The organism is Bacteroides acidifaciens, from assembly GCF_024623065.1.
Lineage (GTDB): Bacteria > Bacteroidota > Bacteroidia > Bacteroidales > Bacteroidaceae > Bacteroides > Bacteroides acidifaciens.
In genome coordinates, this window is the sequence record NZ_JANJZR010000004.1 from 1 (window position 1) to 14,929 (window position 14,929).

Annotated in this window: 11 protein-coding genes; 5 read left to right on the forward strand and 6 right to left on the reverse strand. The window is 43.1% G+C overall.

Features of this window, described 5'->3' with window-relative positions:
- Positions 1-109: 109 nt before the first annotated feature.
- Positions 110-739, reverse strand: coding sequence for a rhomboid family intramembrane serine protease (locus NSB03_RS01655; RefSeq protein WP_242357324.1), 630 nt, complete (start codon positions 737-739; stop codon positions 110-112).
- Positions 740-954: 215 nt separating this feature from the next.
- On the opposite strand from NSB03_RS01655, the gene NSB03_RS01660 reads away from it, so the two are divergent.
- From NSB03_RS01660 to NSB03_RS01670, 3 genes are read left to right on the forward strand one after another with little or no spacing between them, the layout of a single operon-like run.
- Positions 955-2,892: a glycogen debranching enzyme N-terminal domain-containing protein gene (locus NSB03_RS01660; RefSeq protein ID WP_024986334.1), complete on the forward strand. Its 1,938-nt coding sequence runs from the start codon at positions 955-957 to the stop codon at positions 2,890-2,892.
- Positions 2,893-2,909: 17 nt separating this feature from the next.
- Complete coding sequence (locus NSB03_RS01665; RefSeq protein WP_121765649.1) at positions 2,910-4,175, forward strand: glycosyltransferase family 4 protein; 1,266 nt, start codon at positions 2,910-2,912, stop codon at positions 4,173-4,175.
- Between the two features lie 17 nt (positions 4,176-4,192).
- Positions 4,193-5,662, forward strand: coding sequence for a glycoside hydrolase family 57 protein (locus NSB03_RS01670; RefSeq protein WP_136015122.1), 1,470 nt, complete (start codon positions 4,193-4,195; stop codon positions 5,660-5,662).
- Positions 5,663-5,822: 160 nt separating this feature from the next.
- On the opposite strand, the gene bamH is transcribed toward NSB03_RS01670, so the two are convergent.
- Together bamH and NSB03_RS01680 are read right to left on the reverse strand one after the other, a co-directional pair.
- Positions 5,823-7,571, reverse strand: a complete 1,749-nt coding sequence (gene bamH / locus NSB03_RS01675; protein ID WP_024986332.1) for a BamH family beta-barrel-assembly machinery protein — start codon at positions 7,569-7,571, stop codon at positions 5,823-5,825.
- Between the two features lie 21 nt (positions 7,572-7,592).
- Entirely contained in the window at positions 7,593-8,429 is an 837-nt protein-coding gene (locus NSB03_RS01680) for a glycogen/starch synthase (protein ID WP_024986331.1), read from the reverse strand.
- A 142-nt stretch (positions 8,430-8,571) separates the two neighbouring features.
- On the opposite strand from NSB03_RS01680, the gene panC reads away from it, so the two are divergent.
- Entirely contained in the window at positions 8,572-9,417 is an 846-nt protein-coding gene (panC, locus tag NSB03_RS01685) for a pantoate--beta-alanine ligase (RefSeq protein WP_024986330.1), read from the forward strand.
- A gap of 18 nt (positions 9,418-9,435) precedes the next feature.
- The gene (panD, locus tag NSB03_RS01690) at positions 9,436-9,786 is read left to right on the forward strand and encodes an aspartate 1-decarboxylase (protein WP_121765654.1); all 351 of its coding nucleotides are present in this window, start codon (positions 9,436-9,438) and stop codon (positions 9,784-9,786) included.
- 116 nt (positions 9,787-9,902) lie between these two features.
- Here the strand turns inward: panD and NSB03_RS01695 are convergent, their stop codons facing one another.
- The 3 genes from NSB03_RS01695 to serS all read right to left on the reverse strand — a co-directional run bounded on the left by NSB03_RS01695 (position 9,903) and on the right by serS (position 14,914).
- Positions 9,903-12,197: a bifunctional dihydroorotate dehydrogenase B NAD binding subunit/NADPH-dependent glutamate synthase gene (locus NSB03_RS01695; protein ID WP_257466175.1), complete on the reverse strand. Its 2,295-nt coding sequence runs from the start codon at positions 12,195-12,197 to the stop codon at positions 9,903-9,905.
- Positions 12,198-12,341: 144 nt separating this feature from the next.
- Entirely contained in the window at positions 12,342-13,553 is a 1,212-nt protein-coding gene (locus NSB03_RS01700) for an MFS transporter (RefSeq protein ID WP_024986329.1), read from the reverse strand.
- Between the two features lie 86 nt (positions 13,554-13,639).
- A complete protein-coding gene (serS, locus tag NSB03_RS01705) occupies positions 13,640-14,914 on the reverse strand; it encodes a serine--tRNA ligase (protein ID WP_024986328.1) in 1,275 nt (424 codons plus the stop codon).
- Between the last annotated feature and the right edge of the window lie 15 nt (positions 14,915-14,929).

Sequence of the window (14,929 nt, forward strand, 5' to 3'; positions counted from 1 at the left end):
TCAGGGACTTTCGCAAATTTAATCACTTAAAAATTAGATGTTTAACAGCATAAATTTAAATTTTGTCATCTACAAAAATATCAGCTATAAAATTATGACTGAAGAGAATTTAAACAGGATCTGAGATTTCATGTTCTTCTTCCTCTTCCTCGTCCGCAAAAGGTTCCGGTCGCTGAGGCCCGTGGTTCACGAATGCAAATGCACAGAGCACTCCCATGATTCCACCGCTGAGATGTCCTTCCCATGACATATTGGCGGGGGAGAAATAAGGAAACATATGCCAGATAATCCCCCCATATAGAAAGGTGACAAGTAGGGAAATAGCAATCAGTGGGACGTATTTGCGGAGAATACCGCTGAAAAAGAGAAAGAAGGCAAGTCCGTAGATGAGTCCGCTGGCACCGATGTGCCATCCCGGTTTGCCTATAATAAAGGTAAGCAGTCCCGCACCAAGCCAGATTAGGACAAAAATCTTGCCGGCTATCTCTCGGTAAAAATAAAAAAGACACCAGGAAAGGAAGAATAAAGGAATTGTATTTGCCAATAAATGGCTGAATCCGCTGTGTATCAGCGGATGAGCCAAAATGCCTGTTACACCTCGCTTTTCCATGGGATATATCCCCAAGTGAGAGAAGTCCCAGTCCATCCCGATTTCCAGAAACTTGAGTATATATAAGATGAAAATTAAGAACAAGGGCTTTGCGGCAGCCACCGTGATACGCTGAATATCTTGCTTCATGACATTCTTTTCTTTAGATATTTTGCGCAATACTACGAATATTTGCACAAAATCTGAAAATAAAAAGGCTTTTTATTTTTGTTTTTATCTATAATTTGTACATTTGGGCGTTATACCTGTTATGTATGGGGCTACAACTATTTAATATACAATGTGGCGATAAATATCAGGTGCGATATAATGACCAATAATTAACCTTTAAATAATGCACAACTATGAGTTATTTACGATTTGACAAGACCCTCATGACGAATCTGGAAGAGTCTCTTCAGAGAGAAATTCTCCGGACGAACAAGGCAGGAGCTTATCATTGTACAACGATTGTTGATTGTAACACACGCAAATATCACGGACTGTTGGTAATTCCGGTTCCCAATCTCGACGATGAAAATCATGTGCTGCTATCTTCTCTTGATGAAACGGTAATTCAACACGGTGCAGAGTTTAACCTGGGGTTGCATAAATATCAAGGAAACAACTTTAGTCCGAATGGGCACAAGTATATCCGTGAGTTTGATTGTGAGCATATTCCGGCGACAACTTACCGTGTTGGAGGTGTGGTTCTCCGCAAAGAAAAAATCTTTGTACATCATGAAAACAGAATCCTGATTCGTTATACTCTACTTGACGCGCATTCGGCAACGACTTTGCGCTTCCGGCCGTTCCTCGCTTTCAGAAGCGTACGCGAGTATACCCACGAAAATGCACAGGCAAGCCGTGAGTATCAACTTGTGGAAAACGGTATAAAGACTTGCATGTATCCCGGCTATCCGGAACTTTATATGCAGTTGAACAAAAAGTGCGAATTCCATTTCCAGCCCGATTGGTATCGCGGCATTGAATATCCGAAAGAGCAGGAACGCGGGTACGACTTCAATGAGGACCTGTACGTTCCGGGATATTTCGAGGTGGATATCAAGAAAGGAGAGAGTATTGTATTCTCTGCCGGAATTTCAGAAACAACTCCGCGTAAACTGAAACAGACCTTTGAGGCGGAAGTGGCCGACCGTACGCCACGTGACAGTTTCTACCACTGCCTGAAGAATTCTGCCCATCAATTCCATAACAAACAGGAAGGTGAGCATTACATTCTTGCCGGTTATCCTTGGTTCAAATGCCGTGCACGTGATTTGTTCATTGCTTTGCCGGGTCTGACACTCGCTATTGATGAAGTTGACGAGTTTGAAGACGTGATGAAAACGGCAGAAAAAGCGATTCGTAACTTTATCAACGAAGAGTCTGTCGGGTACAAGATTTATGAAATGGAGCATCCGGATGTCCTGCTTTGGGCGATCTGGGCTTTGCAGCAATATGCCAAGGAGACTTCCCGCGAGCAATGCCGTCAGAAATACGGTGAACTTTTGAAAGACATCATGGAATTTATCCGCCAGCGGAAGCATGACAATCTTTTCTTGCACGAGAACGGATTGCTTTATGCAAATGGTACTGAGAAAGCAATTACATGGATGAATTCCACGGTGAACGGACATCCGGTGATTCCTCGTACAGGATATATTGTTGAATTTAACGCATTGTGGTATAATGCATTGCGCTTTATAGCCGATTTGGTACGCGAAGGTGGTGATGTATATTTGGCAGATGCGCTTGATGCACAGGCAGAAGTGACTGGAAAGTCATTTGTCGATGTATTCCGTAACGAATACGGATATCTGCTCGACTATGTTGATGGTAATATGATGGATTGGAGTGTACGCCCCAATATGATATTTGCCGCAGCATTTGATTACTCTCCGTTAGACCGGGCACAAAAGAAACAAGTGCTTGATATTGTGACTAAAGAATTGCTGACTCCTAAAGGAATCCGTTCTTTGAGTCCGAAGAGCGGGGGATATAATCCGAATTATGTAGGTCCGCAGGTACAACGTGACTATGCATATCATCAGGGAACGGCATGGCCTTGGCTGATGGGATTCTATCTGGAAGCTTATCTTCGGATTTATAAGATGAGCGGATTGTCATTTGTTGAACGCCAGTTGATTGGTTATGATGATGAGATGACGAGCCATTGTATTGGTTCCATAGCCGAACTGTTTGACGGGAATCCACCTTTCAGGGGACGTGGTGCTGTGTCATTTGCGATGAATACGGCAGAAATCCTGCGTGTTTTGAAGCTGCTGTCTAAATATTATTAAAGAAAGGAGGAACGAAGATGAAAGTTTTAATGTTTGGTTGGGAATTCCCCCCAAAAATATATGGTGGTCTTGCAGTTGCTTCTTACGGAATAACTAAAGGATTGAGTTTGCAAGGTGATATGGAAACGATTTTCTGTATGCCCAAGCCTTGCGGAGAAGAAGAAAAGTTCTTGAAAATCATCGGTATGAATCAAGTGCCTATCGTGTGGCGTGATGTCAACTATGACTACTTGAAATCCCGTTTGCTGGAGATGTCGCCGGAAGAGTATTACTCTTTCCGTGATCATATCTATGCCGATTTTTCTTATATGCATGTCAATGATTTGGGATGTATGGAGTTTGCCGGCGGTTATCCTGGAAACTTGCATGAAGAAATCAACAATTTCTCCATAATAGCCGGAGTAGTTGCCCGCCAGCAGGAATTTGACATTATCCATGCACACGATTGGCTGACTTATCCTGCCGGTGTACATGCCAAGATGGTAAGTGGCAAACCGCTTTGTATCCATGTGCATGCAACAGATTTCGACCGTTCCCGCGGTAAAGTAAATCCTACTGTTTATTCGATCGAGAAGAATGGCATGGATCATGCCGATTGCATCATGTGTGTGTCCGAACTTACCCGCCGAACGGTTATTAACGAGTATCACCAGGATCCGCGCAAGGTATTTGCCATGCACAATGCCGTCTATCCGTTGTCGCAGGAATTGTTGGATATTCCGCGTCCCGATCATTCTAAAGAGAAGGTGGTTACTTTCCTCGGACGTATCACCATGCAGAAAGGGCCGGAGTACTTTGTGGAAGCTGCCGCACTTGTATTGAAACGCACCCGTAATATCCGTTTCGTGATGGCGGGTTCGGGTGATATGTTGAATGCCATGATTAACCTGGCGGCAGAACGCGGCATTGCCGACCGTTTCCACTTCCCGGGCTTTATGAAAGGTAAACAAGTATATGAGGTTTATAAGAATAGTGATGTGTTTGTCATGCCTTCCGTTTCCGAGCCTTTCGGTATCGCTCCTTTGGAAGCTATGCAGTGTGGGACGCCTTCCATCATTTCAAAGCAGTCGGGTTGTGGTGAAATTCTCGACAAAGTGATTAAGACCGACTACTGGGATATACATGCTATGGCCGACGCCATTTATTCCATCTGTACCAATCCGTCGCTTTTCAGTTATCTGCAGGATGAAGGAAAGAAAGAGGTGGACGGAATTACTTGGGAAAAAGTCGGTTTGAGAATCCGTGCTCTCTACGAGGATGTGTTAAGAAACTATGGTAAATAACGAAACAATATATAAAAATGAGAACTATCTGTCTTTATTTTGAGATACATCAGATTATACATTTGAAACGCTACCGTTTCTTTGATATCGGTAATGATCATTATTATTATGATGATTATGCGAATGAAACGGGCATGAATGAAGTGGCCGAACGTTCATATATTCCTGCTCTCAGCACATTGATTGAGATGGCGAAAAATTCAGGCGGTGCCTTTAAGGTTGCGCTGTCTATTTCGGGAGTAGCTTTGGAGCAACTTGAAATCCATGCTCCGGCAGTGATTGACTTATTGCATCAGTTGAATGATACCGGTTGTTGTGAATTCCTTTGTGAACCTTATTCGCATGGCTTGTCCTCACTTGCCAATGAAGATTGCTTCCGTGAAGAAGTGCTTCGTCAGCGTGATAAGATGAAACAAATGTTTGGAAAGGAACCGAAAGTGTTCCGCAATTCCAGTTTGATTTATTCGGACGAGATTGGTGGTCTGGTGGCTTCTATGGGGTTCAAGGGAATGTTGACAGAAGGTGCCAAGCATGTGTTGGGATGGAAGAGCCCACATTATGTATACCACTGTAATCAGGCTCCGAGCCTTAAACTTCTATTGAGAGATTTCAAACTGTCAGATGATATAAGTTTGCGTTTTTCTAATTCGGATTGGGCGGAATATCCTTTGTTTGCGGACAAATATATCAATTGGATTGATGCATTGCCACAAGAAGAACAAGTTATCAATATCTTTATGGAATTGAGTGCGCTGGGTATGGCTCAGCCGTTATCTTCCAATATTCTCGAATTCCTGAAAGCTTTGCCGGAATGTGCGAAAGCGAAAGGCATTACTTTCTCTACGCCAACGGATATCGTGACGAAGTTGAAATCTGTTTCTCAGCTTGATGTTGCTTATCCGATGTCATGGGTAGATGAAGAGAGGGATACTAGCTGCTGGCTGGGCAATGTAATGCAACGTGAAGCTTTTAATAAACTGTATAGTGTAGCAGAGCGCATTCATTTAAGTGACGACCGTCGTATCAAGCAGGACTGGGATTATTTGCAGGCCAGCAATAATTTCCGTTTCATGACTACAAAGAATAACGGTATGTGGTTGAATCGTGGTATCTATGACTCTCCTTATGATGCTTTCACTAACTACATGAATATTCTGGCTGACTTTATCAAACGGGTGGATTCATTGTATCCTTCAGATGTTGACAGCGAAGAACTTAACTCTTTGTTGACTACGATTAAGAATCAAGGTGACGAAATCACTGAGTTGGAGAAAGAGGTTGAGAAATTGCAGGCAAAGGTTGCAAAGGAAGCTGCTAAAAAGACTACGGCAAAGAAGCAGACTGCGGCTGCTGCTGAACCTGTAGTAAAAGAGTCTGGTGCTAAAGCTGCTAAACCTGCCGCCAAGAAAGCTACCGCTAAAAAGGCTACTGAACCAAAGAAACCGGCTGCAAAAGCTAAGAAAACTACAGCAAAGAAAGAAGGATAAGATAAGTCGCTCTTAATATAAAAAGCCGTGAATCTGATGAAGGTCAAATTCACGGCTTTTTCATTATATCATTGTCTTTTGAATATTTCTATAAAATAATAGCGCGAATTACATTCAAGTAATCCGCGCTGATATTTTATAGATGTGTCTCTATTATTTTTTATTTTGATATTGGTTCAAAGTTAGTGGATACAACTTCTAATTTTAATACATTATTAGGGTATTCATGTATCATTTTAGGAGTTCCATCTTGGTTGTATTGAGGTTCTCCATTTTTTACTTCTTGAATCATTTTTTCTCCATTTTTACCACCTTTCAAACGTACATAACCAGGCTTTAAGTCATGTTGTATGCTTATTATGTTAGAAGAACTTCCATAATAACTATTACTTGAAGAAGAATCTTTGGTAACAAGTACTGGGATAAGTATGAACTTGTTCCATTCACTTAATTCTTCCCATTGTTCGATGGTAGTTGCTATTTCTTTTTTAGGTTCTTCTTCAGGATCGTTTGGATCGGGGATATAAAATGTTATAGGTAATGCTTTTCGGGCAGCTTCTCTATCCGCTAAACAATTGTTAATCATTTGAGTGATATTGTTGAATGTATATTGGGTAAAGCTAAGTGAATTATTTGAATAATCAAATAGGGCTGAAGTTGTACCATCACTAAGTTGATTCTTTTCAAAAAAAGTATCTTTGTACTTTTTGCGTATCAATAAAACATTTCTTGGTTTGGACATTTCAAATTTCTTATCATTCGTTTCATTATAAATGGGAATTCCAAGTTTTACAGCATTCAAAGTGTCCCCTTGTAATTCTTTTGCTATTTCGCTAACAGGAATAGTTACCTGAGTGAAAATGCCAGCAGGACTTTTTATATAAGTCAAATCGGGATTTTCAATGCAACTCTCAATAGCATCTTGTTCATTATTCAAACTGTTTGCTTGAATAATTTCACGGGTAGAAGTAAATGAACGTCTACTATATACTACAGAGTCTTTTCCAGTAGATGTATGTAGTAGACCACCTGTAACGCTATCTCTTGCATGTTCCAAAAATGTCACATCCATTTGTATGGTATTGATATAGAGAATCGTTCCATCACCATAGTCGCTTTTTACATATAATCCAGGAAATATATTTTGAAATTTTTGATATAAATCCTTAGTGCGGCCTTCTTTAAGGAGTTCTTTTCCTAGTTCTTTTGTTTTTTCTTGATCCAATGTAATTTTAACATAAGGGACGTATGTAGAAAGGTTACGTATGGAGTCGCTGATAGATAAGTCAACTGCTGTATAAGCTTTATTACCTAATAAACTTGTTGTTTTGTCATAATATGCTGCAGGGTTAATATTAGTATAATATGCTTTTGGGTCTTCATACCAATAATGTTTATTTCCCTTATCATCTACCTTTTTCTTGTCTAATTCATACATACTTAGGCGACATGCTGTCAATGAATCTCCAAAATAACTGTCATACCAAAGATAAATATTAATTTGGCAGTTACCGATAGGAGTACTTCCATCTTTAATGATTGTGTAGTTTTTAGATACGGCATCTTCTACATTACTGAAACTTGTCATCATCTTTCCTGTTCCACTTGTGGTAGTCCCAGAAAAAGCTTCAGGGAAAGTCATTCCTTGCGGACAATTTAGTTGAGCCAGAAATCCTGCTTCATAAGTTCCAAATGTTGCATCTGTGAATTTCCCAACATATCCAATATTTGTTTTGGCGTAAATTTCTCCTGCAGGAACGGATTCCGTTGTAACATCAAATGTCGTCAGCTTTCCATTAATATCTCGGTCGCTTCCCGGAAACATTCCCAATCCCAATCCTGCTGTGTTGTCATCACAACCGAAAAAAGAGATTGCCAGTAAAGCTATTAAGGCGTATTTTGCTTTCATGATCGTCGTATCTTGATTTTTTTATTCTTCTTTTTCGTTTGCAGTGGCTTCCCATACCTGGTCGTAGAACTCGTTGCAAGCATCTGCGTAGTTTTCCGGGTTCTGGTAGTCAAGTACCAATTTGCCTGATTGGCGGGCGTATTCAATAATAGACTCGTCTACCTTTTCGCTATTCTGTATAACTCCGTCAGAGTAGTCGACAGCTAGTTTGCAAAGAGCGGCGTAGTCCATTGGTACATTCAAGTCGCCTAAATCTTTCTTTGAAATACCTTTTAGCATCAGCTTTGCGGCGAAGTCGTCGCTAAGTGTATTCTTGAAGTCGTCCTCATAAACCGAGAATACTACCTTGGCATCACGGAAAGAAGGCTCGTCTTTGTAGGCTTTCTTAATATAAAGAGGAGCCAGAGCCGTCATCCAGCCATGGCAATGGATTACATCCGGACACCAACGAAGTTTCTTCACTGTTTCCAGTACACCCCGTGCATAGAAGATGGCGCGACTGTCGTTGTCATCATATTCCACACCATTTTCGTCCGCTGTCTGCAAGCGGTTCTGGAAATAATCATCGTTGTCGATGAAATATACCTGCATACGTGCGGATTGGATAGAAGCGACTTTTATAATCAGTGGGTGGTCAGTATCATCGATAATCAGGTTCATCCCGGAGAGACGGATCACTTCGTGCAGTTGGTTTCTGCGCTCGTTGATGTTTCCCCATTTGGGCATGAAGGTTCTGATTTCACGGCCTTTTTCTTGTATTGCCTGTGGAAGGTTTCTACCTATATTGGCCATTTCGGATTCTGAAACGTAAGGTGTAATCTCTTGAGTAATAAATAAAACTTTATTCGCCTTTGTCATAATAACAATAGTTCTCTATAATATTCTGCAAAGATACGAAAAAAAAGACACATTAAATAAGATATTCTTTCTTTATGTGGCAAATATTAGTTTATTTTGCAGAGTTTTTGCAAACGAGTAAAACATAAACCAATTGACGAAAATGAAAATAGTGCACACTATCAAGGACTTACAGGCAGAATTGACTGCCTTGAGAGCCCAAGGTGAAACGGTAGGACTGGTTCCTACAATGGGTGCTTTACACGCGGGACATGCATCTCTGGTAAAGCGCAGCGTAAGTGAGAATGGTGTAACTGTTGTGAGTGTTTTTGTGAATCCCACACAGTTTAACGATAAAAACGATTTAGAGAAGTATCCGCGTACATTAGATGCAGATTGCCGTTTGTTGGAAGAATGCGGAGCGGATTTCGCTTTTGCTCCTTCGGTAAGCGAAATGTATCCGGAGCCGGATACTCGTCAATTTAGCTATGCACCATTAGATACGGTGATGGAAGGTGCTTTCCGTCCGGGACATTTCAATGGGGTTTGCCAGATTGTCAGCAAATTGTTTGATGCTGTACAGCCGGACAAGGCCTATTTCGGTGAGAAAGATTTCCAGCAATTGGCGATTATCCGTGAGATGGTGCGCCAGTTGCAATATGAGTTGGAGATTGTAGGTTGTCCGATTGTCCGTGAAGAGGATGGTTTGGCATTGAGCAGCCGGAACAAGCGTTTATCTGCACAAGAACGTGAAAATGCTTTAAATATTTCTCAGACCTTATTTAAAAGTCGTAACTTTGCAGCCACTCACACAGTGAGCGAAACGCAGAAGATGGTGGAAGATGCGATTGAAGTTGCTCCAGGCTTGCGGTTGGAGTATTTTGAAATCGTAGACGGAAATACATTGCAGAAGATAAATAATTGGGAGGATACTTCTTATGCAGTAGGATGCATTACTGTATTCTGTGGGGAAGTCCGCTTGATTGATAACATTAAATATAAAGAATAACTAAAAAGACGAAACCTTATGATGATTGAAGTGTTGAAGTCGAAAATTCATTGTGCACGTGTCACGGAGGCCAATCTGAACTACATGGGTAGTATTACGATTGATGAAGACCTGTTGGACGCCGCGAACATGATTGCGGGAGAAAAAGTGTATATCGCTGATAATAACAACGGTGAACGCTTTGAAACCTATATTATCAAAGGTGAACGCGGTTCGGGTAAGATTTGCCTGAATGGTGCTGCCGCCCGTAAGGTGCAACCGGATGATATTGTCATTATCATGTCTTACGCATTGATGGATTTTGAGGAAGCCAAGTCGTTCAAACCGACTGTCATATTCCCGGACCCCGCGACGAACAAAGTGCTGTAAACGATTAACGGAGTAGTGGCCGGTGATTGACAATCGCACCATTACTTGATGATAAAAAATAAGCGGTGGATAAACTTAATTATCCACCGCTTATTTTTTATCATCAACTTCAGCCGTTAATCACTAACCGTTAACTGTTCATTCATGGCAGCGGCAGCCTTGCGGCCGTCTCCCATAGCAAGAATCACGGTAGCTCCACCGCGAACGATGTCGCCACCTGCATAAATCATCGGGATAGAAGATTCCATATTTTCATTGACGGCAATCGTTCCTTTGCGTCCCAATTCCAGTCCTTTGATTGAACTTGGGACAATCGGGTTGGGAGATACACCGACACTTACGATAGCCAAATCAATGTCAATCGTCTCTGTCGCACCGGGTATAGCCACAGGGCTACGACGTCCGGAAGCGTCCGGTTCGCCCAATTCCATCTTTTGCAGGATTACCTGTTTCACGCATCCTTGTTCGTCTGCGATATATTCAATCGGATTATGTAGTGTCAGGAATTCCACTCCCTCTTCCTTGGCATGTTTCACCTCTTCGATACGGGCGGGCATTTCCTCTTCCGAGCGGCGATAGATAATCATGGCGCGTTCAGCTCCCAGGCGTTTTGCCGTACGGACGGAGTCCATAGCGGTATTACCGCCACCAATCACAGCTACGTTCTTGCCGAAAGCTACCGGAGTATCAGATTCTTCGCTGGCAGCATCCATCAGGTTGACGCGAGTGAGGTATTCGTTCGAAGACATGATATTGATGGAATTCTCTCCGGGGATATTCATAAAGTTGGGCAGACCGGCGCCGGAAGCCACGAATATACCTTTGAAACCTTCTTCTTTCAGGTCTTCTACGCTGATAGTCTTTCCTACGATGCAGTCTTTGACGAAGTTGACCCCCATCTTGGAAAGGTTGTCAATCTCCACATCTACAATCTTGTTGGGTAGACGGAATTCGGGAATACCATATTTCAATACACCGCCGATTTCGTGCAAGGCCTCGAATACAGTTACATCATATCCATATTTCGCCATATCACCGGCAAATGCCAATCCGGCAGGTCCCGAACCGATAACAGCTATTTTGATGCCGTTTTTATCTGCGATGACAGGAACGGAAATCTGTCCGCTTTCGCGTTCGTAATCGGCTGCAAAGCGTTCGAGGTAACCGATAGCTACCGGCTTTTCGTTCATCTTCAGATGGATACATTTGGATTCACACTGTTTCTCCTGCGGACAAACACGACCGCAGACAGCCGGAAGTGCACTTGTCTCTTTCAGTGTCTTGGCTGCTTCGAGAAATTCTCCACGTTCGATGTTTTTGATGAAGCGGGGGATGTCGATACCTACCGGACAGCCTTCCGTACATCCCGGATTAGCACAGTCAAGGCAACGTTTTGCTTCTGTAACCGCCTGTTCTGCCGTCAAGCCTTGGTTTACTTCTTCTTTGCGGCTATGTGAACGGTATTCTGCATCGAGTTCGTTCATCTCAACGCGGGGAATAGCCGTACGTTCTTTCGGTTTCATTGCTTTACGCAATTCCTGTCTCCAGACGGCGTTGCGGCTCTTTTCGTCGATTTCTTTAGTCGCTTCACATTCGGGTTGCAACTTGTGCATTTCTTCGCGTTCTACTTTTTTGAACGCGCCCATGCGTTTCAGCATTTCGTCAAAATCTACTTGGTGACCGTCGAATTCGGGTCCGTCCACGCAGACGAATCTTGTTTTTCCGCCCACAGTAATACGGCAGGCACCGCACATACCTGTTCCGTCCACCATGATGGTGTTCAATGAAACATCAGTCGGAATCTCATATTTTTTAGTCAGCAAACAAACGAATTTCATCATGATGGCAGGGCCGATAGCGAAGCACTTATCTACTTTTTCGCGTTTGATAACTTCTTCCACGCCTTCTGTCACCAGACCTTTGCGGCCATAAGAACCGTCGTCTGTCATAATGATTACTTCGTCAGAGCTTTCGCGCATTTCTTTTTCCAGGATAATGAGGTCCTTGTTACGTCCGGCCAGCACAGTAATCACACGGTTGCCGGCAGCTTTCAAAGCCTGTACGATAGGAAGCATCGGAGCTACACCTACACCGCCACCGGCGCAGACTACTGTCCCAAACTTCTCTATATGTGTAGCTTGTCCCAGCGGACCTACTACGTCGGTAATATAGTCACCCTCGTTCAGTTCACAAAGACGGGTAGAGGACAGCCCGACTTCTTGTACAACCAAGGTAATAGTGCCTTTTTTCACATCGGAACCAGCGATAGTCAAAGGCATACGTTCTCCCTTTTCGCCTACACGTACGATGACGAAGTGTCCGGCCTTGCGGGATTTAGCAATTAGAGGGGCTTCAATTTCAAATTTGAATACTTTCTCTGAAAAACGTTCTTTGCTAATGATTTTGTTCATTATCTAATTAATTTGTTGGTTTTATTACGTAACTGCTGGCAGAATGTTATAAATTTTGGCAAAGATACGGCTTATTTACGAAAAACAAAAAGAAAAGCCACTCTTTTGATGAGTGGCTCCCTATATATAAGTGAATATCTCTTTTTATTTCGTTCTGATTTTGTATCCGGCTACTCCATAATATAAGATAAACAGGAAGCAGGGGAGACACAACCAGTATGCCTGTTGCGGAGTGGCTATGTCTTTCAGCCAACCGTAGAGGGTAGGGATAACGGCTCCGCCGAACATTGCCATGATGAGTAATGACGAGCCTGCTTTTGTAAACTTGCCGAGGTCTGCCATAGCGAGCGGCCACAAAGCCGGCCACATCAGCGAGCATCCCAATGCCATAAACGAGATGAAATAGATAGAAATATGACTTGGTGCGAGTACAACCAGCAGTGAACCGATAATTGCCAGAATGGAGCAAATCTTTAAGGCTGTAGCCTGACTGAGGTATTTCGGGATAAAGATGATACCGCAGATGTAACCGATGACAATACCGATAGGAGCAATCCATGCATAGTTGGCAGCACCTTCCAGGCCGAGTTCTTTGGCATAATCGACCAGCGTGCCGAGTGAAACCGTCTCAACACCTACATAAAGGAACAAAGCCAGGCAACCCAACAGCAAGTGCGGGAACTGGAAAACGGAAGTTTTACTTGCAGCATACGGACAGGCTTCGGCTTCGTCCTCGTTTTCATCTTCTCCGGCAGCTTTTACTTCGGGTAGCGGTGCGAAGAATGCCATGACACCCAGGGCGACAAAAGCGCAGATGATGATGATAAACGGCTTGCTCAAGTCTTCAATACCAATCAGACTGACATCTTTGCCCAGTAACCATACAATGAAGATGGCAGGAATAGGCCACGCCAATTTGTTGCAGATACCCATGATACTGATGCGTTTTGCGGCACTGTCCAATGGTCCCAAGATGGTGATATAAGGGTTTACAGATGCTTGCAGATACGCATTGGCGGCTCCGCTAATGAAAGATGCCAACAGGAATAAGGTGAAGCTTTCCTGTGATGCCGATAGGATAAACAGGTAAAATGCCACAGCAAAAATAAAGAAAGACAGTGACATGGTGCGTTTGTAGCCAATCGCCTTGATGGTGAGCCCGGCAGGATAGCCGAATACAAGGAATGGAATAAAGGTTGCAGCAATAATAAGGTAAGAAGCCGTGTTTGAGATTCCCAGTGATTTTTGTAATACGGGAACTAATAACGAGTTAATTCCTAACGCGAAACCAATCGCAAAGAACATGATGCCGATGAATGTCAAAGGCAGTACAAAACTTTTTGTGTTTTTTGTCATGGGGGTAAATGTGTTAAAAGGTTATATAAAAGCTCTTGTAAGAAGAGGAACTTCCTGATTCTTACAAGAGTGAAATTTTCTTTTCTTTAGTCTATGATGTCGAAACCGCAGTACGGAACCAATGCTTTCGGAATTCTGATACCTTCCGGAGTCTGGTTGTTTTCGAGCAGGGCGGCAACGATGCGTGGCAGTGCCAATGCGGAACCGTTCAACGTGTGGCAAAGTTCGGTTTTCTTGTCTGCATTACGATAACGGCATTTCAGACGGTTCGCCTGATATGTGTCGAAATTGGAAACGGAACTTACTTCCAGCCAACGTTTTTGTGCTTCGGAATATACCTCAAAGTCAAAGCAGAGCGCAGCAGTAAAACTCATGTCACCACCACAAAGACGGAGGATACGATAGGGGAGTTCCAGTTTTTGCAACAATCCTTCTACATGGTCCAACATTTCCTGGTGAGACTGCTTGGAGTGTTCCGGCTTGTCAATGCGCACTAATTCTACTTTAGAGAATTCGTGCAGGCGGTTCAATCCACGTACGTCTTTACCGTAAGAACCTGCTTCGCGACGGAAACATTGCGTGTAGGCGCAGTTCATAATCGGCAATTGCTTTTCTTCCAGGATGACATCACGATAGATGTTAGTGACAGGGACTTCTGCTGTCGGAATCAGGTATAAGTCGTCCACTTCACAATGGTACATCTGGCCTTCCTTGTCGGGAAGCTGTCCTGTGCCATAGCCGGAAGCAGCGTTGACCACTGTCGGCGGCATGATTTCAGTATATCCTGATTTGCGTGCTTCGTCGAGGAAGAAATTGATAAGGGCGCGTTGAAGCTGTGCACCTTTACCTTTATATACAGGGAAGCCAGCGCCTGTGATTTTAACACCCAGGTCAAAATCAATCAAGTCATATTTCTTTGCCAGTTCCCAGTGAGGGAGTGCATCCTTGGGAAGTTCGGTTTCCATACCACCCATTTTTTCTACGACGTTGTCTTCGGCGCCTACACCTTCGGGCACTTCATCATAAGGAACATTGGGGATGGTATAGAGAATATTCTGCATATCAGTCGCAGCCTGTGTCATGGTGGCGTCCAGCTCTTTGTTGCCTTCTTTCAGTTCGGCAACACGGGCGCGTGCAGATTCAGCTTCTTCTTTCTTGCCTTCTTTCATCAGTTGGCCGATGGTGCGTGAAAGCGAGTTTACCTCTGCCAGGTTTTTATCTAATTGATTTTGCGTGCTACGTCTCTTGTCGTTTAGAGCGATCACTTGTTCGATCGTTTCTTTTGCATTCTTGAAATGCTTCTTTTCCAGTCCGCGGAGTACCGCCTCTGTGTTTTCTGTAATTTGTTTAATGGTAAGCATATCTATACTTTTTAT

Bases quoted from the DNA above. Each gene is read 5' to 3' on its own strand.
- NSB03_RS01655 (WP_242357324.1), bottom strand. From the start codon at position 739: ATGAAGCAAGATATTCAGCGTATCACGGTGGCTGCCGCAAAGCCCTTG.
- NSB03_RS01660 (WP_024986334.1), top strand. From the start codon at position 955: ATGAGTTATTTACGATTTGACAAGACCCTCATGACGAATCTGGAAGAG.
- NSB03_RS01665 (WP_121765649.1), top strand. From the start codon at position 2,910: ATGAAAGTTTTAATGTTTGGTTGGGAATTCCCCCCAAAAATATATGGT.
- NSB03_RS01670 (WP_136015122.1), top strand. From the start codon at position 4,193: ATGAGAACTATCTGTCTTTATTTTGAGATACATCAGATTATACATTTG.
- bamH (WP_024986332.1), bottom strand. From the start codon at position 7,571: ATGAAAGCAAAATACGCCTTAATAGCTTTACTGGCAATCTCTTTTTTC.
- NSB03_RS01680 (WP_024986331.1), bottom strand. From the start codon at position 8,429: ATGACAAAGGCGAATAAAGTTTTATTTATTACTCAAGAGATTACACCT.
- panC (WP_024986330.1), top strand. From the start codon at position 8,572: ATGAAAATAGTGCACACTATCAAGGACTTACAGGCAGAATTGACTGCC.
- panD (WP_121765654.1), top strand. From the start codon at position 9,436: ATGATGATTGAAGTGTTGAAGTCGAAAATTCATTGTGCACGTGTCACG.
- NSB03_RS01695 (WP_257466175.1), bottom strand. From the start codon at position 12,197: ATGAACAAAATCATTAGCAAAGAACGTTTTTCAGAGAAAGTATTCAAA.
- NSB03_RS01700 (WP_024986329.1), bottom strand. From the start codon at position 13,553: ATGACAAAAAACACAAAAAGTTTTGTACTGCCTTTGACATTCATCGGC.
- serS (WP_024986328.1), bottom strand. From the start codon at position 14,914: ATGCTTACCATTAAACAAATTACAGAAAACACAGAGGCGGTACTCCGC.